The sequence below is a fragment of the Candidatus Leptofilum sp. genome (genome assembly GCF_965223285.1).
Classification (GTDB): domain Bacteria; phylum Chloroflexota; class Anaerolineae; order Promineifilales; family Promineifilaceae; genus Leptofilum.
On the sequence record NZ_OZ244997.1, the window covers coordinates 5,218,565 to 5,243,356 of the forward strand.

At 51.4% G+C, this 24,792-nt stretch carries 17 protein-coding genes and 1 tRNA gene; 12 read left to right on the plus strand and 6 right to left on the minus strand.

The features are described from left to right. Window positions 1-21: 21 nt before the first annotated feature. From ACOQPU_RS23485 to ggt, 3 genes are all read right to left on the minus strand, one after another. Window positions 22-2,283: a GAF domain-containing sensor histidine kinase gene (locus ACOQPU_RS23485; RefSeq protein ID WP_420642264.1), complete on the minus strand. Its 2,262-nt coding sequence runs from the start codon at window positions 2,281-2,283 to the stop codon at window positions 22-24. Between the two features lie 286 nt (window positions 2,284-2,569). Beyond that, a tRNA-Ser gene (locus ACOQPU_RS23490) sits at window positions 2,570-2,657 on the minus strand. 86 nt (window positions 2,658-2,743) lie between these two features. Further along, complete coding sequence (gene ggt, locus ACOQPU_RS23495) at window positions 2,744-4,351, minus strand: gamma-glutamyltransferase (protein ID WP_420642265.1); 1,608 nt, start codon at window positions 4,349-4,351, stop codon at window positions 2,744-2,746. A 187-nt stretch (window positions 4,352-4,538) separates the two neighbouring features. On the opposite strand from ggt, the gene lexA reads away from it, so the two are divergent. The 3 genes from lexA to ACOQPU_RS23510 all read left to right on the plus strand — a co-directional run bounded on the left by lexA (window position 4,539) and on the right by ACOQPU_RS23510 (window position 6,802). Then, complete coding sequence (gene lexA, locus ACOQPU_RS23500) at window positions 4,539-5,240, plus strand: transcriptional repressor LexA (protein WP_420642266.1); 702 nt, start codon at window positions 4,539-4,541, stop codon at window positions 5,238-5,240. A 97-nt stretch (window positions 5,241-5,337) separates the two neighbouring features. Beyond that, on the plus strand, window positions 5,338-6,576 hold the full coding sequence (locus ACOQPU_RS23505) for an FtsK/SpoIIIE domain-containing protein (protein WP_420642267.1): 1,239 nt from the start codon (window positions 5,338-5,340) through the stop codon (window positions 6,574-6,576). Window position 6,577: 1 nt separating this feature from the next. After that, entirely contained in the window at window positions 6,578-6,802 is a 225-nt protein-coding gene (locus tag ACOQPU_RS23510; protein WP_420642268.1) for a hypothetical protein, read from the plus strand. A gap of 6 nt (window positions 6,803-6,808) precedes the next feature. Here ACOQPU_RS23510 and ACOQPU_RS23515 read toward each other — a convergent pair whose 3' ends face one another. Continuing rightward, entirely contained in the window at window positions 6,809-8,041 is a 1,233-nt protein-coding gene (locus tag ACOQPU_RS23515; protein ID WP_420642269.1) for a response regulator, read from the minus strand. Window positions 8,042-8,224: 183 nt separating this feature from the next. Here ACOQPU_RS23515 and ACOQPU_RS23520 point away from each other — a divergent pair, with 183 nt between their 5' ends. Both ACOQPU_RS23520 and rsmG read left to right on the plus strand, forming a co-directional pair. After that, window positions 8,225-10,087: a peptide ABC transporter substrate-binding protein gene (locus ACOQPU_RS23520; RefSeq protein WP_420642270.1), complete on the plus strand. Its 1,863-nt coding sequence runs from the start codon at window positions 8,225-8,227 to the stop codon at window positions 10,085-10,087. After that, on the plus strand, window positions 10,084-10,809 hold the full coding sequence (gene rsmG, locus ACOQPU_RS23525; protein ID WP_420642271.1) for a 16S rRNA (guanine(527)-N(7))-methyltransferase RsmG: 726 nt from the start codon (window positions 10,084-10,086) through the stop codon (window positions 10,807-10,809). Before ACOQPU_RS23520 ends, rsmG begins: the two co-directional genes overlap by 4 nt. Here the strand turns inward: rsmG and ACOQPU_RS23530 are convergent. Together ACOQPU_RS23530 and recF are read right to left on the minus strand one after the other, a co-directional pair. Then, a complete protein-coding gene (locus ACOQPU_RS23530; RefSeq protein WP_420642272.1) occupies window positions 10,804-12,774 on the minus strand; it encodes a response regulator in 1,971 nt (656 codons plus the stop codon). The genes rsmG and ACOQPU_RS23530 overlap by 6 nt on opposite strands. Window positions 12,775-12,830: 56 nt before the next feature. After that, window positions 12,831-14,066: a DNA replication/repair protein RecF gene (gene recF, locus ACOQPU_RS23535; RefSeq protein WP_420642273.1), complete on the minus strand. Its 1,236-nt coding sequence runs from the start codon at window positions 14,064-14,066 to the stop codon at window positions 12,831-12,833. 261 nt (window positions 14,067-14,327) lie between these two features. Between recF and ACOQPU_RS23540 the strand changes: the two genes are divergently transcribed. The 7 genes from ACOQPU_RS23540 (at window position 14,328) to ACOQPU_RS23570 (ending at window position 24,772) form a co-directional block, all read left to right on the plus strand. After that, entirely contained in the window at window positions 14,328-15,206 is an 879-nt protein-coding gene (locus tag ACOQPU_RS23540) for a S49 family peptidase (RefSeq protein WP_420642274.1), read from the plus strand. A 9-nt stretch (window positions 15,207-15,215) separates the two neighbouring features. Further along, entirely contained in the window at window positions 15,216-17,924 is a 2,709-nt protein-coding gene (locus ACOQPU_RS23545) for a hypothetical protein (RefSeq protein ID WP_420642275.1), read from the plus strand. 59 nt (window positions 17,925-17,983) lie between these two features. After that, window positions 17,984-19,573: a sulfatase gene (locus ACOQPU_RS23550; protein WP_420642276.1), complete on the plus strand. Its 1,590-nt coding sequence runs from the start codon at window positions 17,984-17,986 to the stop codon at window positions 19,571-19,573. 109 nt (window positions 19,574-19,682) lie between these two features. Next, entirely contained in the window at window positions 19,683-20,603 is a 921-nt protein-coding gene (gene lgt, locus ACOQPU_RS23555; RefSeq protein ID WP_420642277.1) for a prolipoprotein diacylglyceryl transferase, read from the plus strand. Between the two features lie 182 nt (window positions 20,604-20,785). Further along, window positions 20,786-22,279 carry an IMP dehydrogenase gene (gene guaB / locus ACOQPU_RS23560; protein ID WP_420642278.1) on the plus strand — a complete coding sequence of 498 codons (1,494 nt, stop codon included), beginning with the start codon at window positions 20,786-20,788 and terminating at the stop codon, window positions 22,277-22,279. Window positions 22,280-22,454: 175 nt separating this feature from the next. Next, window positions 22,455-23,855, plus strand: coding sequence for an adenylosuccinate lyase (gene purB / locus ACOQPU_RS23565; protein WP_420642279.1), 1,401 nt, complete (start codon window positions 22,455-22,457; stop codon window positions 23,853-23,855). Between the two features lie 263 nt (window positions 23,856-24,118). Continuing rightward, the gene (locus ACOQPU_RS23570) at window positions 24,119-24,772 is read left to right on the plus strand and encodes a sulfite oxidase-like oxidoreductase (protein ID WP_420642280.1); all 654 of its coding nucleotides are present in this window, start codon (window positions 24,119-24,121) and stop codon (window positions 24,770-24,772) included. Window positions 24,773-24,792: the final 20 nt, after the last annotated feature.

The window sequence follows — 24,792 nt, forward strand, 5'->3', positions numbered from 1 at the left end:
CTCCTACAACAAACTCGAAATTTAACCGATGAGATAGGCAGGGCGAACGGCCGTTTCGCCATCCACCACATCCTCAGAGCCAGCAGGACGAACCGGCAGCACAATGTTGAAGCTGGTTCCCGGTAACTGCTCCTCATCTTCTGCTTCAGACTCAACCCAAATACGGCCGCCGTGCGCTTCAATCACACCTTTGGCAATGGGCAAACCGAGGCCTGGTCCAGCCCCTTTGAACTTCGTATTACCCGTAGAATGTAGTTGCGGATCGCCAATGCGGAAGAATTTCTCAAAAATCAATGAGTGAAACTGGGGATCAATGCCAATACCCGTGTCCCGAACCACAATTTCCAGGAACTCATCCTCAAAACTTTGCCCTGGCACAACGGCCGCCTTCACAAAAATGTTGCCATCGTCTGGCGTGTATTTCACTGCGTTGCCCAGCAAATTGGTAAATGCCTGAACCAGCCGCTTAAAATCTGCATAAATGGGTGGCAGCTCATCAATGCCATCGATATCCAGGTGAATTCGCCGTTCACGCATTGCCTGAATGAGCGGCTCCACGGCCAGGCGAAGCACCGTATCGAGCTGGGTTTTAACGAAGGTAAGCTGCATCCCGTCCACATCTAGCTGGCTGGCATCCAGCATGGCCGTGATGAGCCGCTCTAGCTGCAAAGTGGCGCGGTTGATGTGTCCCACAATCTCGCGCGTTTGCTCCCGCGTGAGCGCATTTTCCTCGTTCATTGCCGACAAAATATCAGCGTATCCTTTTACTTGGGTGAGCGGTGTTCGCAGTTCATGAGAAGCAATGGTGATAAAGTCTGACTTCACCCGATCCATAATTTCCAGCTTCTCGTTTTGCTCAACCAAATCAATATTCAGGTACCGAATATGTTCATTTTGGTCATTAATTTCACTAAAGAGCCGGGCGTTTTGCAAAGCAACAACCGTTTGATCCGCTAGCGTTTGCATCAACTCCAGTTCATTTGGCTGGTAAGGAACGGCCGAACTTTTAGGCCCCACCCCAATCAGGCCAACAATATCGGTACCGCTGCTGACGGGAACATACACTTCCATCGTCAGCTCTTTTAACCAATTCCGTTCCTGCTCACTCAGCTCACCGAACGCCGGATTAAAGTCAAGCTCGTATTGCAGCAATGGTTGATGTTGGTTGACGAGGGCGTTAATAAATAGATCATCCTGGGCAAAGCGAATGGGATAGTGCGGCACAATTCCCATCGCCGGCACAGGTTCTACCTCATAACCATCTTCTAGCTGCGTAACCAGCATCAGTGCGCCTCGGTTGGTTTCTAGCAGCTCACTCAACGTGCCTACGATGAGTAGCGAAATTTGCTGCACATCCAGCGTCCGCGAAATGTCCTGGCTGTAATTACGTACAACTTGCCCGGCATTAACGCCCTCGCCACGCAGGTAGCGGTACACCCACCGCCCAACTTGGCGCCGGAATGGCTGGTACAGGAAGAAGCCGAGGGTGATGACTAGAGCGATGAGAATGGAGGTAAGAATGTTGTTACCTTGATTCAGTGCCGAGCCAAACTGGAAAACGATGATGACAGAAAGAATCAGCGGCAGGGCCGACAGGGTGTTAATGATGATAAACGCAATGCCGCGCTGGGTGCGGGCACGCACATCAAAAATGCGGAAAGAGGCAACGCCATAAGCTAATCCTGCCATCCCTATAAAGCGCAAGACTTGCCCAACGATGAGAAAAATGAGCTGATCAAAAAATTGAATGAATTCGCCTAAAAAAAGCGTAGCCAGAACGGAAAACCAGTAAAGTAGCCGGTTGGCGTGCCAGGGGAAACTGGTGCGGCGGTATTCGCGCCAGGTCGCCAGGAGCAGTCCGCCTGCCAGACCACCCCATGCCAGGTAAAAAGCGAATGTGCCATTGGTGGTGACAACGATACGGCCGTCTGGCAGAAAGAAGCGGTGGTTGGGGGCCAGCAGGTTGATGAGAACGGTCGTTAGCACAGCAACGCTGCCCAAAAACAAATACCGTTTGGCAGGTTGCCAATCTAAAAAGGCACACGTTGTGGCCGCCAGGGCGCAAATTGCTATGAGCAGGACGATGTTCGGAAAGTTGGCAATGGGCACGCTGCTGGCAAAAAAGAGGGCAAATTCCCAGCCAATAGAAAGAATGAGCGTTACGATTAGCCAGCGGGTCTGGTTCTTCTCTGGCTGGCGGCGAATTTGGGGCAAGATGAGCAATACCAGGTAAAAACCTGCGGCAAGGAGGGGGAGGTAAAGGTTAGCTTGGTATGCGTTCATGTGTGCGAGCTGATTATAGGCAGCATTGTAATCTGGGTAAAAGCGGGAATGATTTTGAAAACCAGTAAAGCCATTTCTTCCGCTTGGGCTTGAGCAAACCACAGAGCAATTGACCTTTGGTTTCAAAGACCTTTCTGTGGCTTGCCTAATTTGCGCTACTCGGTAGGTCTATTGTAATGGTTGGAATGGCCTGTGGCAAAGCAGGATCGTTGGAATAGTACCAGTGTACCATTTGTCTAGTGTGGCATGGGCAAGAAAAAAGCGCAGCAATTGGCTGCGCCATGTGTGGCGGAGAGGGCGGGATTCGAACCCGCGATACCTTCCGGTATACACGCTTTCCAAGCGTGCGCACTAAGCCACTATGCGACCTCTCCGAATCGGATGGGAATTATAGTACGAGATGGCAGGTTTGCAAGGGAATATGCCCATTCGCAAATTAAATGTGGGATTGGCGAATGGGCTAGTAGCCAACGGCCGTTCCGTCGTTTCTTGGTTCGCTGCCGCCAATGAGTACACCGTTTTCAGGATGACGAACAATAACCTGCCCGCCACCGTAATGCAATGGCTTTCCTTTTTCCCATAAATCATGTCCTCGCTGCTGTAAAACTTGGCGGATGTCGTCGGAAACGGCCGTTTCCAGAGCAACTTGTTTATCTTTCAGCCAGTTAAAGCGGGGAGCGTCTAGTGCTGTTTGCGGATCCATGCCGAATTCAACCAGGTTCAACCCTACCTGCAAATGCCCCTGAGGCTGCATAAAGCCACCCATCACCCCAAAGCTGCTCCATGCCTGCCCATCTTTAGTGATGAAGCCGGGGATGATGGTGTGATACGGCCGTTTGCTCGGGGCAGCTTCATTTGGATGGCCTGGTTCCAAGCTGAAGTTGGCTCCCCGGTTTTGTAGCTGCACACCCGTGTTCCCGGCCGTGATGCCGCTGCCAAACCCCATGTATAAACTTTGAATCCAGCTCACCATGTTGCCACGGCCGTCGGCCACCGTTAGGTACACCGTGTCGCCATGCGTTTGGGGCGAGCCGGGCATGGGTTGCAGGGTGTTGTCTGGCTGGATGAGTCCCGTGCGGCTGCGCGTGTAGCTGTCGCTTAGCAAAGCCTCAATCGGCAGTTCAGCCTGGCGTGGATCGCCAATGTAAGCGTGGGCGTCGGCAAAGGCCAGCTTCATGGCTTCGATGAGAGCGTGGTAATAATCGGCCGTGCCGTAGCCCAGTACGGGTAAATCGAACTGTTTGGCAATGTTCAGTGCCAGTAAAGCTGTCAATCCCTGCCCATTTGGCGGAATTTCGTGGAAAGCATATCCATCGCCATAGGCTACGCTGATCGGTTCCACCCACTCTGCCTGATAGCTGATCAAATCATCCTGCGTTAGCACACCGCCATCAGCTTGTACTGCCTCTGCAATTTGGCGGCCAATATCCCCACGGTAAAATGCATCTACGCCATTTTCGGCGATGGTTTGCAAGGTGCGCGCAAATTCTGGATTTTGGAACAGTTCGGCGGCGCGTGGGGAACGGCCGTTTGGCAACCAGACGCGCTTGGAATCAGGCAATCGGTTCATCTTTTCTGTGGAATTTTTCCAGGCGCGGGCAATGCGCTGGCTCACTGGAAAACCACCCTCTGCGTAGGTGATGGCACGTTGCAATAAGGTATCCAATCCTAAACTGCCAAATCGCTCCAATGCCAGCTCCCAGCCGCGCAAACTGCCCGGCACCGTAACTGCCAGCCCCCCAATCGCCGGAAACTGTTCATGCCCCTGGCTGCACACCAAGTTGGCCGTGAGAGCTTGAGGGGCAGGGCCGCTGGCATTTAGCCCATACAATTTTTGCTCGTCTGCTTGCCAAATCAAAGCAAAGGCATCGCCGCCAATACCAGTAGAGCATGGTTCCACCACGCAAAGTGTCGCGACAGTTGCAATGGCAGCATCAAGGGCATTGCCGCCTGCTTTCAGCACATCCAGACCCGCCTGAGCAGCCAATGGCTGACTTGTAGCCACTAATCCGTTGTGCGTAATGATGTTGGAGCGTCTGCTAGGGAATTGGAAGTTTTCAAAATTCATAGGAGTTCCTTAAAAAAATGTACCAGATGAAACGGGTCAAAAATTGGCTTGACACCGAACAGGTGTTCGTGTATACTTCGCCTCAGAACAAATGAGCGATTGTCATAATATGTGCAAACTACAGTTCTCCAAAGTAGTTTATCAGATTCGGTGGTATCGCGGCATGTCGTATTAGGAGAAAAGCACAATGGCCAAGAAAGCATTATCTGAACGCCAAAAAAACATTTTAGCTTACATTCAACAATATGTTGCCGAGTTTGGACGTCCTCCCACGATTCGAGAGATTGGTGGTGCAGTCAATATTAGCTCCACTTCTGTTGTAAATTACAACCTGACCAAGCTAAAAGAACGTGGTCTATTAGAGCGAGATGCGGACGTATCTCGCGGTTTGCGTTTGACTGAGAAGGTGGCCGAAACCACCGGGCAAGCCGTTGAAGCCATAGGTAAAGTGGTGGAGCGGGTTAATACGGCCGTTTCTAATCTGCTTCGGGTGCCTTTAGTGGGCGACATTGTAGCTGGTTCTCCCATTGAAGTTGGCAATGGGGATTTTTCTGCATATGATGATGAAGATGCCATTGAGCTAAGCAGCAGCATGATTTCAGGGCGAAAGGACGATTTGTTTGCTCTGCGCGTCAGCGGTGACTCCATGATTGACGCGATGGTTAATGATGGTGATATTGTCATTATGCGTCCCGAGTACGATGTGCGGAATGGCGACATGGTGGCTGTGTGGCTAAGCGATGACACCACGACCTTGAAATATTATTATCAAGAAGGCAATCAGGTGCGCTTGCAGCCTGCCAATCCAACGATGGACCCTATTTTCGTTGACCGCGAAAATGTGCAAGTGCAGGGCAAAGTGATGATGGTGCTACGGCAGACTGCGTAGCCACGACCTTTGATAGTAGATGGACGGCCGTTTTCCGCCGTCCATTTTTTTTACCAATAATTAGAACAAATGTGCTTTTTGTGCGTTGGGAATGATTATGAGCGAAAAAGAAGCCTGGCAAAAAATGAATAAAGAAGAGCGGCTGAGACATCAATTGGAACTCCAGTCGCGCCAGATAGAGCGTGTCTTTTCCACGCACCAGGTCCCCACGCGTGTTGCTGGGGGGCAAGTGCAGACGCAATCCATCCGGTTCGATTTGCAGTCCCACCTGGAGTCTGGATTGCATCGGCTGCGTGGCTTAAAGCGCGATTTGCTCTCTGTGTTGGGAGTGTCTGACGTTTCGTTGGTCAAAGACGAAGTAGGGCAGTGGCGGTTAGATATTGTACGGCCGCATGAACCGCCAGTTGCTTTGCTCGATTTATTGCCTCTGTTGCCAGATTTACCAGAAAGTACGGCCGTTCTTGGTATTGATGAAGAAGGTGCCCCACTCTTGCTACCCTTTGCCGATCCAGACATTACCCATGCGCTGTTGGTTGGCGTTGACGGGGCCGGAAAGACAGCAATGTTGCGCACAATGGCGGTTTCACTCGCCATGACAAACCGCCAATCAAAACTCCAACTGCTTGTTATTGATCCCGAACGGCCTGGCGGACCAGCGGATGAGCTGGCTCCCCTTATGTATTTGCCCCACCTGCTGAGTCAGGTCATCGTAGAGCCAACTGAAGCGTTGCGAACGTTGCAAATATTAGTAGATGAGATGCATCATCGCCTAAAGCACCAAACGTTGCTACCTACCATCGTGACGCTGATTGACAATGTGGAAGCATTATTTCCAGCTTCACCAACTGACTTGCAGGCCGCGTTAGCGGAACTGCTACAGCGGGGTGCAGAAGCAGGTATCCATCTGGTGCTGGCAACTAGCCAGCCAACGGCCGAATGGCTGAGTAACGTAATGCGAGCGAATTTGCCGTTACGTCTGGTTGGTGCAGTTCGGGATGAGGCGGAATCATTGGCGGGAACGGCCGTTGTGGGGGCCGAGGCACACTCTTTGCTAGGTGAGGGCGATTTTCTGGCAGTGGCCGACGGTAGCCAGGTTCATTTTCAGGCAGCGTTTATTGGCAACTATGATTTGCATTTGACGCTGGAAACCATTCACCGCAACCGCCCGCAGCCGCTGCTGGCGCAACCCCTGTCTTTGGAAGCTGGCAATGACGAAGCAGCAAATGATTATGCCTGGCAACGGGATGAAGATTGGCCTGAAAAGCCACCGGAAGTAAATAGTGAGCCATCGGAAACCAGTGAAACGACGTTTTTAGACAACAGTTTGGAGAATTAAGATGAATGTGGGCATGTTGTGGCTAGATGACGATCGGAATCGGAGCCTGGATGAGAAGGTTAATCGGGCAGTGGATTATTATCGGGAGAAGTACGGCCGTATGCCGGAACTGTGCCTCGTAAATAAAAAAGTGTTGTCAGAAGAAAAACGAGTGGGGAAGGTCAGTGTGCAGCCACAAGCGGCTATCTTGCCGCATCATTTCTGGTTGGGAATGAAGCCAGCCTAACGCAGTCTATTCGGTGGCCGTCAGTAAAATTGAGCGGCTGCCCCCTTCAATGAGGGTCAGACGTGCTTGGTAAGTACGGCCGTCTGCTCCCTCAATTTCCGCAGTTGTCTGCATGTTTTCCTCAGTGTCCTGCAAAATAAATTCGACAGCCGCTTCATTTTTTAGCAGCTTATTGATAGGATGACCAACCACTTTCGCCTCAGGCAAATCAAACGCTTCACGGGCCGCCTTGTTCAACAGCAACAGCTTATCCTCATGGTCAACTACCAAAACTGGATCGTCAATTTGATCTACTACCACTGAAAGCGTCACGCGCTGCTGCTCAATGTCTGTGTAAATGTTAGCATTGTTGATGGCAATGGTTGCGTAGCCACCTAACGCCGAGAGTGCCCGTGTATCGTTGCTATCGAATGAGGTCTCTTTAAGTCGGTTGGTAACACCCAAAACGCCAATTGGCTTGTTTTGGAGGATAAGCGGCACGTAAATAAGTGATTTCACCAGCAGTGCAGTATGGGTTCGTTTCCACTGTGAATCATTGCCAATGGCAATAGCACGTTTGGTTTGCAGCACTTTACCGGCAAGGCTATCGTTTACGCGCTTGCGCATGGATTGCGCTTTGGAGTCCAGGTTTTTTGAGGCGCGAATGTACAGCTCGTCCTGCTCTTCATCTAGCAGCATCAGAGAACCTTCTTCTGCCCCCACCACGTAAACGGCCGCTTCTACCACGCGATGCAGCACTTCCTCCAAATCTAGCGAGGAAGCGACTGATTTGCCCACGCCATACAGCACGTTCAGTTCCTGGGCGCGCCGCTGAAGCTGAGAATTGCTCTCCATAAGCTGCTGCACAAGCTGATCACGTTCCCGTTGCAGACGGCTTTCTCGCAAAGCGCGATCCACAGAGTCGCTAATTTCATCTGCATCAAACGGCTTAATGACGTAATCTCGAATGCCTAGGCGGAAGGCAGCAACGGCCGTTTCTTCAGAGCCGTGCGCCGTTGCCAGGATTGCGGGAATTTCTACCCCACGCTCACGCAGCTTCTCCAACACCTCCAAGCCCGTTAACCGAGGCATTTGTTGATCCACAATCATCAGGTCTGGCTCCTTGGCAATGGCCATTTCCAGCCCCATTAGTCCGTTGGAGGCTTGTAAAACTTCAAACCCTTTTGGCTGCAAAATATATTCGCATAAAAAATCGCGAATTTCTTGTGAATCATCAATGATTAGTACGCGCTCGTACATAAAAGCCTTTCCTTAAAGGTGTGAAGTATCACTTTTCCTATATTACTACTCGGTTTACAAGCATGCAACCACGGAAATCTACCAATATTTGCGCATCTGAAATTTTCCAAGAAGCATTTAATTTCCGAACGGAGGCTGAGAAAACTTGTCACCCGGTTTTGCATGGGATAGCATGACGCCGTGATGGAAAAACTACCCAAGATCAACATCGCTTTCATTTGCTTGAGCATCGCGTTCATTATAAGCGGGATCGTCTTATTTGCGGCATGTGAAAATAGCCAAGAAGTACCACCAGTTGTGGTGACAGAAGTATTCAACATTGCTGGTGAAGAGATTATTGTGACCCGAATTGTGGAATTAACGCCGACGCCGACGGCCGTTCCCACCGCCGCCCCTGAACAACAAGAGCCCGTCGTGCTGGATTTGAGCTATGTTCGCAACGGCGTGCCTAATATTGATCCACAGGTTACAGATGATCAGGATGGAATTGATCTGGTTGAAAATATGTTTGTGGGGCTGACTCGCTACAATCATGCTACCAACCAGGTTGATCCGGCATTGGCAGAATCATGGGAAGTATCTGGAGACGGCCGCATCTGGACTTTCTCGTTGCGGGATGACATTTTTTGGGTGCGCCCCAGTGAGGAAGTTGTGGATGACTATGTGATTTCAGAGGCGGTGCGGCCCGTGGTGGCCAGCGACATTGTATTTGCTGTACAACGAACCTGTGCCCGCGAAACAAACTCCCCAGATGCTTTCATCCTGTTTTTAGTTGAGGGGTGCGAGCAAGTGCACCAGTTGGCCACAGCTACCCCGGCAGACCTGGCCAACATTGGCGTTCGGGCTGTAAATGATACAACGTTGCAGATACGCTTGAATCGTTCTGCGGCGCACTTTTTAACCATTACCAGCCTTTGGTTTATGCGGCCGTTACCGCGTGAACTGTTTGAGGAATCTTTTGTAGAGGAGTATGGAAGCGATTGGCAAACGGCCGTTCAAAATGGCGCACCGCTTTTAACCAGCGGCCCTTTTATGCCGCTTGCTACTGATTTCACTACTTTGCAGCGGAACACATTGTGGCCCATTCCCTTCCAGGGCAACAGCGAAATTGTCAAAATTAATTACGTGGATTCAGATGATGTTGCCTTGCTGCTATGGCAGGCTAAATCGCTGGACTTAATAGATGCCACCGACCTAGACTTAGATGCTCTGCCACCTGCCACTTTGCAACAGCTTCAACAGATAAGCCAACAAACTGTTTTCTACCTGAATTTTAACTTTCAAAGCGGCATTTTTCGGGAGCCAAATGTACGTCGTGCTTTTAGTGCTGCCATCAACCGGGAAGAGCTTGTGGAAGAAGTATTTGGGCAAGCGGCCGTGCCGATGCGCCACCTCGTACCGCCCGGTGTTATTGGTGGAATGCCAATCGATCAAGTTGGCATAGGATACAGTCCAGATTTTGCTCGATTGCAAATGGCAGAAAGCGGCTTCCTTAGCTGCCGCCAAATGCCAGAAATTCGTTTCATGGTTTCATCCTCAGACCTCTCCCTACTCCAAGCAGAATTGCTCATTCAGATGTGGATTGAGGAATTAGGCTGTCAAGAGTCTCAATTTAAGATTGAGCAGGTGCCATTTGGCACGTTGCTAGCCAATACGCGGGCAGACGCAGGTGCAGCTCGTCCCGACATTTGGGAACTGGCCTGGGCCTCCTATTTTCCTGATGCGCAAAATTGGATGGGAGATTTGCTACACTGCCAGGAAAGCGAAAATCGGGAGCGTCGTGCTTGCAGCGACGTGGATATGCTCATTCGTGAGGCCGCCACAACGGTAGATATTGCTAAGCGCCTGGAGCTTTACCGCCAAATTGAGAATATGTTGTTCGGGGATGAAGGCATTACGCCGCTGGCCCCACTCTATGCACGTGCAAATTTGGTGCTGGTACAAGATTGGCTTACGTACCAACCCTCATTTTTTGGCGGGGAGCAGTTTGACACTTATGAAGTAGAAGTTGCTCGTAAGGAGCTGGAACGGAGTCGTTCGCAATGACGCTGGCTGACGAATGGAGACAGTTTGCTGAATGGTCTAGCGCATTGGGCGCACCGTTGACAGATGCGCAGGCGGGTCAATTTGCTACCTACCAGGCATTGCTGCTAAATTGGAACGCGCGGATGAATTTAACGGCCGTTCGCAATCCTGCTGACATCCGCGTGAGACACTTTTTAGATTCGGTGAGCTGTGTGCAGGTGACGGGGGATTTGAACGGCCGTTCGCTCATCGACGTTGGCACAGGGGCAGGGTTCCCTGGTTTGCCGCTGAAAATTCTGTTTCCACAGCTTCGCTTGGTGCTTGTAGAGAGCGTGGCCAAGAAATGCCAATTTCTACAAGCCGTCGTGGATGAGCTTGCCTTGAGTGAAGTGACTATTCTCATCGACCGAGCAGAACGACTCGGCCAGGCCCCACAACATCGTGAGCAATATGATTGGGCGGTTGCTAGGGCGGTGGCTGAGCTGCGTACGTTGGTTGAATATTTGTTACCACTGTGCCGGGTAGAGGGAGCCATATTGGCCCAAAAAGGGGATAGTGCGCAGCAGGAGATAGCGGACGCTGCGAAGGCGATTCAGCTCCTTGGCGGGGCAGAACCAATTTTGGGGCAGGTGCTGCTGCCTCAAAGAAACCAACCCCATTATTTTGTTACAGTCAAAAAAGAGCGAGAAACGCCAGCGAAATATCCGCGACGCGTGGGGGTGCCGAGCAAACGGCCGTTATAGTTCGTCCTCGGCCAGCATTTGCTCTAAGGGAATTTGCACTTGGTACAGGTGTTCCGGTTCGTCTTTGCCGCGAATTTCTACAGCACCGACCGGGCTAAGCGGATGGGCCAGTAATAGGTCACTGTTATTTACTTCTAGCTGAGAGTATACGCCTTTGGAAATCACAATTTGACCATCGACGGCAATATCAACCAGTCGATGAGCCGTATTTACTGCATCTCCCACCATGCGGAACGTCATCCGGGTCTCGGCACCCACATTGCCCACAATCACATTCCCCTCGTCAATGCCGATGCCCATGCCGAAGCCTGCATTTAGCTCCTCAAATAGCTCCATACGCAGCGCGTTAAACCGTTTTTGCATAGCAACGGCCGTTTCCACTGCACGATTTGCTGCATCTGCCTGATCAAAAGGAGCGTTAAATGCCACCAAAATTTCATCACCCGTCAATTCGAAAATAGTGCCTTCAAACCGGTAAACAACCTCTGTCATTTTGGTGAAAAATTTATTTAGCCGCTCGATGACTTCATTGGGATCGACCAATCTGGTAAACCGAGTGAAGCTGCGAATATCGGCAAACATCACCACTGCACGACGCCTTTCCCGACGCGCCATGAGGCCAGGTTCATGGGACAACACATAGTCAACCAGGCTTGGTCCCATGTACCGCGAGAAAGTTTCTTTAATTTCTTGCTTTTTGCGCCGCTCTTCGGCCAGTCGAAACTCTTCAATGCGCTTAAGCTCCGTAATATCTTGCAGCACAGCGGCGTACCCCACACCTTGAATGGGTGAGATGCTGGTAAAAAGCGTACTGCCGTTGTCTAGCTTCATTTCTTGTGCTCTGGCTTGGTTGCTGCCGTTGCTGTACGTGGCTAACAGCAGACGCAGCTGCTCAATATCCGCTAGATTTTTCCCCGCAACATCCTGTGCTTTTAGGTCAAACAGCCGCTCTGCAGCGCGGTTAAACAGGGAGATATGCCAATCCTCATCCGTGGTGACGATAGCATCCGTTGCCTGGCTTAAGATGGCTTCCAGCTTACGCCTTTCCTCGTTGATTTCTGTGAACAAGTAAGCGTTTGCAATAGCTGTAGACACCGTGCCACCAATAGCATTAAGCAATTTCTGGTGTTCATTACTAAAGTAGCCGACATCAGGATGATTAAGGATGAGAATGCCAACCGTACGGTCGGGGCTAATAAGCGGTACGCCAATCGCAGAGCCAGTTTCGCCCTCATCATCAGGCAAGGTAATCCAGCGATCATCTTGGCGAATATCATGGATAACTTCACTACGCTTATTTTTTACCAGCCATCCACCTAACCCGCGTGTCATCACTTCACGGGTTACGCGGTCGCTAATTTCAATGGGGGAGCCAGCTCGAATAATAAATTTGTGGTACACCTCGCCCTGCTCGTTGAGCAGCATGATGTTGCCTTTGGTAGCCCCAACGGCCGCTTGCGTTTCCTCGATGATGGTAGACATCATGGATTCTAGGTCTAGCTGGGTGCTAACGGCACGGCTAATGTTGTAGAGGAGCTGAAGGCGGTGCCGCTCTTCTTCTAAATTTGAGCGGGCGCGTTTAAGCTGGATGAGGGTTCGCACACGGACGAGCAGCTCTTCCCGGATGTGCGGGCGCGAGAGGAACTCATCGGCACCAGCTTTTTTGCCTTCGATACGTGATTCGACTTTGCTCAACGCGGTGATCATAATGATGGGGATCAGGTGTGTCCGCTGATCTTCTTTGAGGATTTTGCAAACTTCAAACCCGTTAATGTCTGGCATCATCACATCGAGCAAGATGAGGTCAGGATCATGTTTTTGGGCCATGGTGATGCCATCTTGCCCGCCGCTGGCTTCGATAATACTATGACCATCTAACCGTAGCTGGGAAGAAAGTAGCAACCTGTTTTCACGCATGTCGTCTATGATGAGTACGACAGAGGGGTCTTTGTTGGTTTGGTTCACAATACTAACACTCAATTTCGGGGCACAAGGTGTTTTTGTTAGCTGTGCCTGGTTGGTTACATTACTTTGATACGGCCGTTTTCAACTTCCATGCGTGTTGCCTGCTGCAAAAATGATTCAGAAAACATGCCGGGGTCGGTGGCTGTTAAAATCGCTTGTGTTGTGCTGGTAACAGTGTTGAGCAAGGCCGCTCGTCGATTTTCATCTAATTCTGCCACTACTTCATCCAACAGCAAAATTGGACGTTCCCCAGTTGCCGATTCCATCCAGTTGATTTCACCCATTTTCAAAGCCAGGATAGCGGTGCGCTGCTGTCCTCGGGAACCAAAACTGCCTAGAGAACGGCCGTTTAACTGAAAAGACCAATCATCACGGTGCGGTCCAATTGTTGTCGCCCCTCGGGCAATATCAGTTGCCAATGATTCTTCAAGCAGTTTACTAAAACGTTCTGAAACTAATTCTGACTGTCCTTGATGGCTTTCAAGCCAATCTGTTAGCTCTGTCTGGTTTTGCAGGTCACCTGGTGCAAGTTTGGATCGACTCGTGTTTAATCTCGGCATGTAAAGCAGTTTGATCGATTCTTTGCCTGCTGTCAATGATTCATAATGGATGCGCTGGGTTTGCTGGCTGATGTTGGCAATAAATTTGGCTCGTCGCAGAAAAATGCTGCTGCCCAGATCAACCAGCTTTTCTGTATAAATGGGCAGGACGTCCCGCACAGGTTGTCCTTCTGCCAGTTGGCGTAGCGTGGCGTTACGCTGTTCCAATACCTTGTTGTAATTTGAGAGCGTTCGACAATAGACCGGATCAATTTGGCACAGGGTAATGTCCATGTAGCGGCGACGATTGGCGGGAGAGCCAGTGAGTAGCTGTACGTCTTCTGGCAAAAAAAGCACTACCCGCATGGCACCCAGCAAATCCATTAGGCGTACTTTGCGCCGATCCAGCAAAGCCTGTCGCCGAAAGCTGAAGTTTCGGGTGCGGGAGCGGGTCGCTTTTTGTTCTTGGATGAGACGCATTTCTAAAGAAATGGCTTGTTTGGTAGTAGCAACCGTAGCATTTATGCGGCCCACAATGACCGGCTCTTCTGCCTGGGCGGCATCCCAGTTGAGCAGTTGGGCATCATTGTCGGCGTGGGGGGAGCGGGTGGTGGCAAGGTAGTAGATGGCTTCTAGCAGGTTGGTTTTGCCCTGAGCGTTGTTGCCGTAAAGTAGGATTGGGCCTTGAGGTAATGTGAGTTCTAAACGGCCGTAATTCCTAAAATTGGTCAGAGATAGATGGGTGATATGCATGGGCGTTTGCTGTGGTTAACATACCCTAAGGAAGCTAACCGAAACTGTAGTTACATTGGATTTTAACATAAGGGTTGGTCAACGCATAACGATAGGCACATCATTGTGGCTGCTCACGCCTGTTGCCATCGCGATCTCATCATGTTATGCTACTGCGGTGTCATTTGCCGTTGGCCTCTGAAGAGAGGATGGTTGAGTCAGACGGCCGTATTGACAGCAAATGGCCCAAAACTGATTGCGTGTCGGCAAAAGGAGCTAAGTATGGTGCAAAATGACGGCAACGGCCGTTCCCCACTCCGGTTAATTCTCCTCTTTTTGATAGTCATCGTGGTTCCTCTGGCCGTTGGCCTGTTTATGGCACCCAGACTCGTCCCCAAACCCCAAATTGGCGTTATTCGCCTCAATTATGAAATCTCTAACGCAACCGCGTTTGAATTTAGGGAACAGCTGCTCTTTGCCCGGAGCGATCCTGCCATTGAAGCTGTGGTTATTGTGATTAACAGTCCCGGTGGTACAGCCTCCGATAGTGAAGATTTATACATGGATGTGTTGGCAGCACGGCAAGATTTGCCAGTCGTTTCGACAGTTGACTTTTTAGCTGCCAGCGGAGCGTACTACATTGCCGCCGCCACAGATGCTATTTACGCCAAGCCTGGCTCTGCCATTGGCAGCATTGGCGTTATTAGTTCGCTGCCAGATGCGCCTTTTTTGGAGGAAGAAGTGTTAACCACCGGGCCGTACAAATCGTTTGGCGGCACCAGAGATGGCTTTGTGCGCCGTGCCGAAACGCTTAAATTTGCCTTTTTACAAGCCGTTGCTAACGGCCGTGCCGACCGATTGAATGCCGACCTTGATTTACTTTCTCGCGCAGAAATTTTTGATGGCGTGCGCGCCTTGGAACTGGGACTCATCGACGGCCTCGTTTCCACCAGCGAAGCGTTTGACAAAGCTGGCGAACTTGCAGGCATTCGCAACTACGAGATTGTGGAGCTGTACCCGCTCACATTTGGCGACAACGGGCCGCTCGGTTTTACTAACTACCAAGTGCCTGTTATCGACCAGGAGAAGCTGTGGGCTGCTCCAGTTGATTTGCCGCCCGGTTTGTACTATCGCTACATTGAATTACCCGCTAACCAATAGGATTTTATTATGCGCCGAGGATTAATTTTTCTGCTTATTTTTCTCCTGTTGCTCATCGCGCCAACGGCCGTTCGTTATCTGCAACATTATCAATTAGGGGGCGGAGAGCGATCTGAGCCGCCCACTTACGACGTGGCCTCTGTGGTGGAAAGCGTACCAACGCCTGCCGCCGCTACCTTTGTTGATGCGCCGGAAACGTTTGGCGGGATCGTCTTGCTTGATCAAGCTCACGATAATGCGTTTACTCTGGATGAGATTGGCTACCTGGACGGCCGTTTAGCTGCGCGTGGGATAGAGATGATTAGCTATGCCAGCGGCGATTTGGCAATCGCCTTGCGCGGTGTTAATGCTTTTGTCGTCATCACGCCACTGGTTCAATTTTCGCCAGAAGAGATACAGGCCGTTGAAAATTTTGTGCAGCGAGGCGGCCGTTTACTCATGATGGGCGACCCCACCCGGTACAACGTCATCGTTGAAGAAGATTTGTTTACTTTTAACGTTTTTGTGGAAACCGACAAAATTCCCCTCAACAGCTTGGCGAACAGCTTTGACCTTATTTTCAATGGTGATTACCTGTACAACACCATCGAAAACGAGGGCAATTTCCGCAACATTATTTTGGAAGAAGTTGGCTTTGCCGATAGCTCCCTCACCGCCGATTTAGAACAAGTTGCACTTTACGGTTCCCACTCTATTCAGGTCGGGGCGGGCGCAGAATCGCTCATGGCTGGGGACGACAACACCTGGTCTTCCGCTACAGATCGCCCCGGTGGCCTTACGCTGGCAGCAACCTCTGCCGATGGCAACGTACTCGCCATCGGCGACATCCAATTTATGATGGAGCCGTATTTTACCGTGCTAGACAACGCCCGGTTTATTGCCCAGATTGCCGATTTTTTGGGTGAGCCTATCCGCCGTGATTACACCGTGTCGGACTTTCCCTACTTCTTTGGCGACTCGATTGAGCTAATCTACACTGGCACGCCAGAGCTTGGGCCAGATGCTTTTGACGAAATCATCACTTTGCAAGATAGCCTGCGGGACGCGGACAAAGAACTAACACTTGTGACAAATGATTCGCAAAGCGGCGACGCCATTTACCTGGGCTTGTACAACCAGGCAGACGACGTGGCTGAATTGCTGGCCGATGCGGGCATCACGCTCACCATCGACCCAGAAATTTTGACCGATGAAGAGATAGCTGCCCTGGAAGATGCGGAAGCCGAAGCGGATGATGAAGCTGAGGTAGAAGAAACAGATGAAGATGCAGAATCTGACGATGAAGCTGAAGCGACCGATGATGAAGATGCAGAGGATGAGGAAGAAGTGTTCGATCGGCTTATCCAATCTGAGTTAGGTAATGTGCAAATGTCCGGCACGGCTTTGATTTTGCTGGATGAAAGCGGTGGCGAGCGTCGTTTGGTGGTGTTGGCTGCCAGCAAGGACGGATTAGAAAACACCGTTACACGACTTTTAGATTTAATCCCGCGGGACGCCAGTTACGCGCTGGCAGATTGCTTGTTGCAAGATAATCTTGCCCTGTGCCCCACGAATGTTTCTGGCGAAGAGGTGGAAGCGGAATTACTTACAGGCGGTGTGCCAGAAGCAGGAGAGGAAGAGGGTGGGGATACGGCCGTTGACACCGAAGAAGACCCCACTGAAGAGCCTGATGAAGATGTTGAAGAACCAGAACCCACAGAAATTGATGCGATTGATCAAGGCAGCATTGGCTTGGGCGAGACGGCTGAGGGAACATTGGATGTCGGTGAACAGTTTAGTTGGACCTTCGAGGACGGGCCTGCGGTGATCGATATTGTGGTAGAAAGTGGCGATGACCTGGATGCCGTGCTGGAGCTGTACGACGAAAACAATATTTTCCTGGCTGCGGCCGATTCAGGATTTACTGGCGAGGATGAAGCAATTGTTGGGTTTGATATACCTGATGATGCCCCATATACCATTGTTTTGCGTGATTTCTTCGATGATGGTGGCGCATTTACCCTCTCCGTGTTGGCCTCTGGCGAGGCCCCCGCAGGTGATGGCGGTGCTGATGAAGACGAAGGGGATAGTGAAGAAAGTGGCGGAGATGGTGGCACGGTATTTCTTTTTATAGACGATGACGGAACCCCCATAAGTTCTGGCTTCACCAGCCAGACGGAGCTGGCAACCCTGCTGTCTGAAAATTACACTGTAGAAACCTGGGTTTCTACGGTAGATGGGCCATTAACCATTGAGCTCCTCGAAGGTGTTGACCTGTTCATTTGGGATTCTGGAGATTATTTGGACCCGGAAGGTTTTTTTGGGGATGATATTTTTGTGATTTTTGAGTACCTGGACACAGGTGCCCCAATCTTCATTACCGGTTCCTCCCCCACAATTTTTGGCGACATTGGTTTATCTGAACTGAGCGATTTGGAATTTGCCGGGGAAGATGAAGTGCTGCTCAATGGGTTTGCCGCTGGAGATACGATCACGCTAGACGCAACCTATGATGTCATTTTTACCGACTTCTTGTTGGACGATTTAGAACCTGGCTCTATAGCCTTCTTGCTGCGAGGGAGTAACAGTGACGATGCCGGGAACCTGGTTGGCCTGGCTACCATTGATGACACGGCCAATGATCAGCAATCGCTGTTCTTGCTGCTTCCATTTGCGGCTTTGCCCACCGATGTGCAAGGACAGCTTCTAGAAAACATTATGGTCTGGTTTGGGTTTTAGGTTTTGTGATATTTGCTTTTGGTTGGTTCTGCCGCCTTGAATGGATAAAATAGAATGCTATGGATCAACCAGACATCATTTTTATTGTCTTAGATACTCAGCGAGCAGACAGATTAGGCTGTTATGGTCACGCTGAGGCAATTACTCCGAATCTTGATAAGTTTGCCGCCGAAGGCGTGCTATTTGAACAGGCAATATCACCAGCGCAGTGGACGATTCCCAGCCATGCGTCCATGTTTACTGGACTGTATCCCACAGCTCACCAGGTAACTCAATCCTCACAAAGTTTATCCCCAGAACGGCCGCATCTTGCCGAAATATTGCGTGAGTCAGGCTATCAAACGGTGGCCTTCTGCAACAATCCGCTGGTTGGCATTTTGAACAATGGCTTCAAGCGGGGATTCCAGACGTTTTACAATTACGGAGGGGCTATCCCCAGCGTTCCCAGCGATTCCACTACTTTGCCCCGTCCGCTACGACGCATGGTGGAAGGATACACGCAATTTTTGCGCCGCATTTCATATCCTATTCAGAACTTTTTTGGCCAATCAGATTTGGCTTTTCGTTTATCGCTCAACGCCTGGTTTACGCCTATTTGGTCACGCGTGGCCAACTTCAAGGGGCAAAACGAACGCTCGGTGCGGGATTTGAGCTATTTTTTGCAGAAGCGGGAAGAGAAACGGGAGGAACGGCCGTTATTTCTCTTTCTCAATCTCATGGAAACCCATCTGCCCTTCACGCCCCCAACTGAATTTATTGACAAAGTGGCCCCATACCTGCGCGGTAACAAAGAAGCCCGCACCATCATGCGCCGCTGGAATCGGGAATCGTACCGGTGGGCTGCGCCGTTGGCAGAGCCGTTAGACCCGCTTGAGGCGCAGGTGCTGAGTGACCTGTACGATGCTGAAGTTGCTTATCAGGACGCTTACTTGGGGCAACTGTTAGACACGTTGCAGCAGCGAGCCAACGCAGAAAATACGCTTACCGTTATTGTGGCGGACCACGGGGATGGGCTGGGTGAACATGGCTGTATGGGGCACGCCTTTGTCGCTTACCAAGAACTATTGCATGTGCCGCTGCTTATGCAGTGGCCGTGCCGCTTTAAGACACCTAAACGAGTGGATACGCCGGTGAGTACACGCCGCGTGTTCCACACGATGCTGGATGCAGCCGGTCGCTTGCCACAGTCTGCTAACTTAGACCCGGTACGGGTGCATGGCCTGACGCTGGCCAACACGGTGCTGGGGCGTGACCCAGAGCAGGGTGTGGCTTATAGCGAAGTGTACCCACCACTGACGTTTGTGAAGGCGATTGAGAAGCGACAGCCGGAACTGTTGGAGAGGTATCGTTGCCTCTCTGTGCGGCGGGCGGTGGTACAGCAAGTGGGCGATGATAAAGCGACAGCCAACCCGCACAAACTGATCCAGGTTGATGAGAAATTAGACGAACTTTTTGATTTGGCGGATGATCCGTTAGAATCGGTGAATGTATTGGCAGAACGGCCGTCTATCACCAAGCCCATGCACAAAGAGTTGAGACGGTGGGAAACGGCCGTGTCGCACCAGAAAAACCAGGTTAATGCAGGCACGCAAATCGAACTGGATGACAACATGACCCGTCGCCTGCGCGCCCTGGGCTACATGGAATAAATGAAGTTTCAGAGGAAAAAGAGGAAGACAATTCTCTAAAATCTCCATAACCTCTGTGGCAAAAATTATTAAGCAACGTACCTAACAATCTAAAGAGAGAGGATAAGAGATGTTTGATGCAATCAATATCGACCGGGTAGCGTTTAGAATCCCGTTGCCCGAATTTTTTCAGAACTGGTTTCCCAGCCTGGGTGCCGAACTGCCGATATTTTGGTATGGAATCATTATTGTTATTGGCATTGCGCTCGGGGCCTGGTGGGCGGCACGAGAACTGCAAAAGCGGCAGCTTGGTGTCAAAGCGATTGATGAATTTTACAATGGCCTCATCATTGTGGTGTTTGCTGGATACTTTTTTGCCCGGCTCACCTATGTTGTGCTAGACGTCATTGATGGTGCCCAATACAGCACCATCGGACAAGTGCTTAACTTCCGTGCGGGCGGGGTCAATATTTTGGGCGGCTTTGTTGGCGCAGCACTGGTGGGCTGGTTCTACGTGGCGTGGCGGCGGCTCAAGTTTTGGCATTATGCCGATGTAGCTGGCCCGGCATTGCTGCTGGCCCAAGCGATTGGGCGTTGGGGCAACTTCATCAACCAGGAGCTGTACGGTCCGCCAACTGGCAGCAATTGGGGTTTGCTCATCGACCCACAGTTCCGCATCGCACAGTATAGCGATCTAACCGTCTATCCCCCAGAAACGCGCTTTCATCCAACCTTTTTCTATGAGTCGATTGCCTTATTTGTGGGCTTTTTGCTGCTGGTATGGCTAAACGGCCGTTTCCGAGACAGTTGGGAACCGGGTACATTATTTGGGCTGTTCCTCGTTTGGTGGGGGGGCAACCGCACCTGGATTGAGTTCTTCCGCCCAGACCAAACCACTATTGGCAATTCGTTCATGACCTACTCTATGCTGGCCGCCTTCGCGATTGCTTTGTTTGGGATTTGGTTGGTTCTCAAGAAAATGGATCGGCTACCACAATCTATGGGAAATCGCCGGAAACGGCCGATCAAGCCAAAACCACGACGAAATTAACAGAAGGAAGTTCTTGCGCCTTCCCACGGCGACGCATTTCAACCTGTACTTTAGCAGCCGAGCTTGTTAAACAGCCATTCCGCATTTGATGGCCCAAGTTAGCAAGCTCGGCTTTTGTTTTTGATAAATGGTAGTAAGAGCAGGTTTCAGACCTGCCCTTAAAAAAGAGGAGCAGAAAAACGATGGAAATTGGAGAAAAAGTCGGTGCGCTGGCACTCACATTTGATGATGTCTTGCTCAGTCCAGGCTATTCAGAGGTGTTGCCAGCCAACGTGGATTTGCGTACTCGCCTGGCCGGAAATTTGTATCTCAACATTCCGATGTTATCGGCGGCGATGGACACGGTAACCGAAGCTAGGCTGGCCATTGGTCTGGCGCGGCTGGGCGGCATCGGCGTTATTCACCGCAATTTATCGCCCGAAGAGCAAGCAGAAGAGGTGGACAAAGTAAAGCGCTCTGAGGCGGGGATGATTGTGGACCCGGTGACGCTACGAGCCGATAACACGCTGGCTGACGCCGAGGCATTAATGAGTCGCTACCACATTTCTGGCGTGCCCATCACCGATGATGATGGCAAGCTGGTGGGCATTCTTACCAATCGAGACACGCGCTTTGTACAGCCAGGGCCACAGCCAGTATCTGAATTTATGACGAGCAAAAACCTGGTGACGGCAAAGGTAGGCACCACGCTGGAGGAGGCCAAAGAGATTTTGCACCGCCACCGCATCGAAAAGCTGCCGCTGGTAGACGAAGAAGGTTATCTAAAAGGTCTCATCACCGTGAAGGACATCCAGAAGAAGTTGAATTACCCCATGCAGGCATCAGATGCAAACGGCCGTTTGCTCTGCGCCGCCGCCATTGGGGTAGGTGAATCCGGGTTGGCTCGGCTAGAACTGCTGGTAAAGGCAGGTGTCGATGCCGCCGTGATCGACACGGCTCATGGGCATACGGCGTTGGTTTTAAAAACCTTGCGGGAAGCTAAAAATCGGTATCCTAGACTGCCGATTATTGTTGGCAACGCCGCTACCGCTGCCGGGGTACGCGATTTGGTGAAGGCAGGAGCAGATGCCGTAAAAATTGGCATTGGGGCAGGTTCCATTTGTACCACGCGTGTGGTTTCTGGAGCCGGGATGCCGCAGTTAACGGCCGTACTGGAAAGTGCTGCCGAATGCCATAAGCACAACGTTCCTTGCATTGCCGACGGGGGCATTAAATACAGCGGTGACATTGTGAAGGCAATGGCAGCAGGCGCAGATGCGGTGATGCTTGGTTCCATGCTGGCCGGTCTGGAAGAAAGCCCCGGCGACATTATTTTGTACGAAGGCCGCCGTTACAAAGTATATCGCGGCATGGGCAGCTTGGGAGCCATGCAGGGGCACGGTGCCGATCGCTACGGCAGCGGCGTTAAAAGCAATCAATCCATCCGTGCTGAGCGGGATAAATTGGTGCCAGAAGGTGTGGAAGGCCAGGTGCCTTACCGGGGTAAGCTGGCCGATGTGACCTATCAGCTCATCGGCGGTTTGCGTTCCGGCATGGGGTACGTGGGCGCAGCCGATTTGAAAGAGCTGCACGAAAAAGCCCGCTTCATCCGCATCACCAACGCGGGCTTGCTGGAAAGCCATCCGCACGGCATTTTGGTTACCAAAGAAGCACCCAACTATCAGGTTCGACGTTGATTTTTGCCACAAAGGGTACAGAGAATAAAGAGTTGTTTGAGGTTAATATTGAAACTTGTCATGCTGAGCATAGCGAAGTATCCCTATCAAGTTGAATGGGATTCTTCATTGCGCTGCGCTCCATTCAGAATGACAACAACCAAATCTCTTTGACCTCTGTGGCTCATTCTAAATTATGAGTTTTACACACGATACCTTTATTTCACCGTTTACGTGGCGTTATGGCAGCGAAGCCATGCGCCAAATATGGTCTGAGCAGAACAAGCGGCGGCTGATGCGGCAGGTTTGGGTGGCGTTGGCAACGGCGCAGCACCAGGCTGGGCTGGTTACCGCCGAGCAACTGGCCGATTTGCAAGCCCACGCCGAACAGGTCGATATTGAGCGTACACTGGAAATTGAGAAAGAGACTCGCCATGATGTGATGGCCGAGATTCGTACCTTTGCTGAGCAGTGCCAAATTGGCGGCGGCATCATCCATTGGGGGGCAACCAGCGCCGATATTACGGATAATGTGGATGTGCTGCGCTTGCGGGAAGCGGCCGTTCTCCTCCAAAATCAGCTCAAAAAGTTACTCACCCATTTGGCAGATCGCATTGAAGAAACGGCCGCACTCCCCACCATGGCCCACACCCACATCCAACCGGCTGAACCTACCACCCTCGGCTACCGCTTCGCCGTCTACGCCCAGGATTTGCTGGAAGATTATCGTAGTCTCCAATCTCTAATCTCCAATCTCCGGGGAAAGGGATTAAAAGGCGCAGTCGGCACCCAGGCAGGCTACGATGAACTGTTAGCCGATTCACCGATGGATGCATTGCAGATGGAAGCGGTGGCGATGGCTGTATTGAAGTTGCCATACTTCCCCATCGCTACCCAAACCTACACCCGCCAGCAAGATTTGCGGGTGCAAAATGTGCTGGCGGGCATTGCCGCTTCGCTGCACAAATTTGCCCTCGATTTCCGGGTGTTGCAGTCGCCGCCGTTTGGCGAATGGGCAGAGCCATTTGGCAAGAAGCAGGTTGGTTCCTCGGCCATGCCGTTTAAGCGGAATCCGATCAACACAGAAAATATCTGTTCGCTAGCGCGGTACGTGGCCGGGCTCCCTGCCGTGGCCTGGGACAACGCCAGCCAGGCAATTTTAGAGCGCAGCCTGGATGATTCAGCCAATCGGCGACTGTTCCAGGCGGAGGGCTTTTTGGCGACGGACGAACTGCTGCGCCGCGCCACGCGCATCGTGGCGGAGATGGTGATTGATGAGGATGCGATTGCGCGTAACATGGCCATCTACGGCCCGTTTGCGGCTACCGAGCGGGTGCTGATGGCTCTCGTTGCCGCCGGAGCTAGCCGCCAGGATGGGCATGAGTGGATTCGGGAAGCAAGTTTGCGGGCGTGGAGTGCGTTGCGCGACGGCCGTTCCAATCCGCTGGTTGAATTGCTGGTTGCCGACGAGCGCATTGGGCAATTTTTAGCTGTTGAACAAGTTGTAGAGTTGATGAGAGCCGAGGGGCATGTGGGAACGGCCGTTACCCGCGCCTACACCTTCGCCCAAACCGTCAGAGCCAGCCTTCGGGACTGAGATGCGGCAACAGCGACTGCGTAAGTCCTGAGATTACAAAAGTCTCCAAGACTTTTGTAATCTGGTAGATTCTTACAAATCGTTTACGTGCTAGTAAGATGCACGTAAGAACTCCTTTGTAAACTGACTCTATTTGCTATACTGGCATATGAGCGCATGCTCACCACCATGAATGAAAATCAACAGATTTCGCAGATTGAACAGATTTTTCTCTCTTTTCTCTGTGGCCTCTGTGGCAAATTTATTTTCAGAGGAGAATCCCTATGTTTAACAAAGTTTTTGGACGACGCGAGCAGGAAGATGCCGTGCGTGGCATGAATCGGCTGCCACCCGGCCAATCGCTGACGCAGAAGTTTCCGGTGCTGCATTATGGTCCCACGCCCAATACCGATTTAGCCACCTGGGATTTGCGCGTGTTTGGTGCTGTCGAGGAAGAAGTGGTGTGGGATTGGGAAGCGTTCAATAAGCTGCCCCGCACCAAGCTCACGCTAGATATTCATTGCGTCACCCGCTGGTCCAAATTTGATACCGATTGGGAAGGGGTCTCGCTAAAAACGCTCGTCGATGAAGGCTTCATCAAGCCGAAGCCCGAAGCAAAGTATGTCATTCAGCATTGTGAGGTGGGGTATACCACCAACACGCCGCTAGACCTTGTTTTGCAGGATAATTTTCTGCTAGCGACTCATTTTGACGGCAAGCCGCTGACGTTGGAGCATGGCTGGCCTCTGCGCGGCGTCATTGGTGCCTTCCCAGATCGCAGTGAGAAGAAGTCGGCATATTTGTGGAAGGGGGGCAAATGGCTGCGCGGGCTGGAGTTTCGGGCGGATGACCAGCTAGGCTTTTGGGAGCGGGCTGGCTACCACAACGAGGCGGACCCGTGGCAAGAGCAGCGGTTCTCTGGTGGACGCTGGTTCTAGATAATTTTGCCACGGATTGC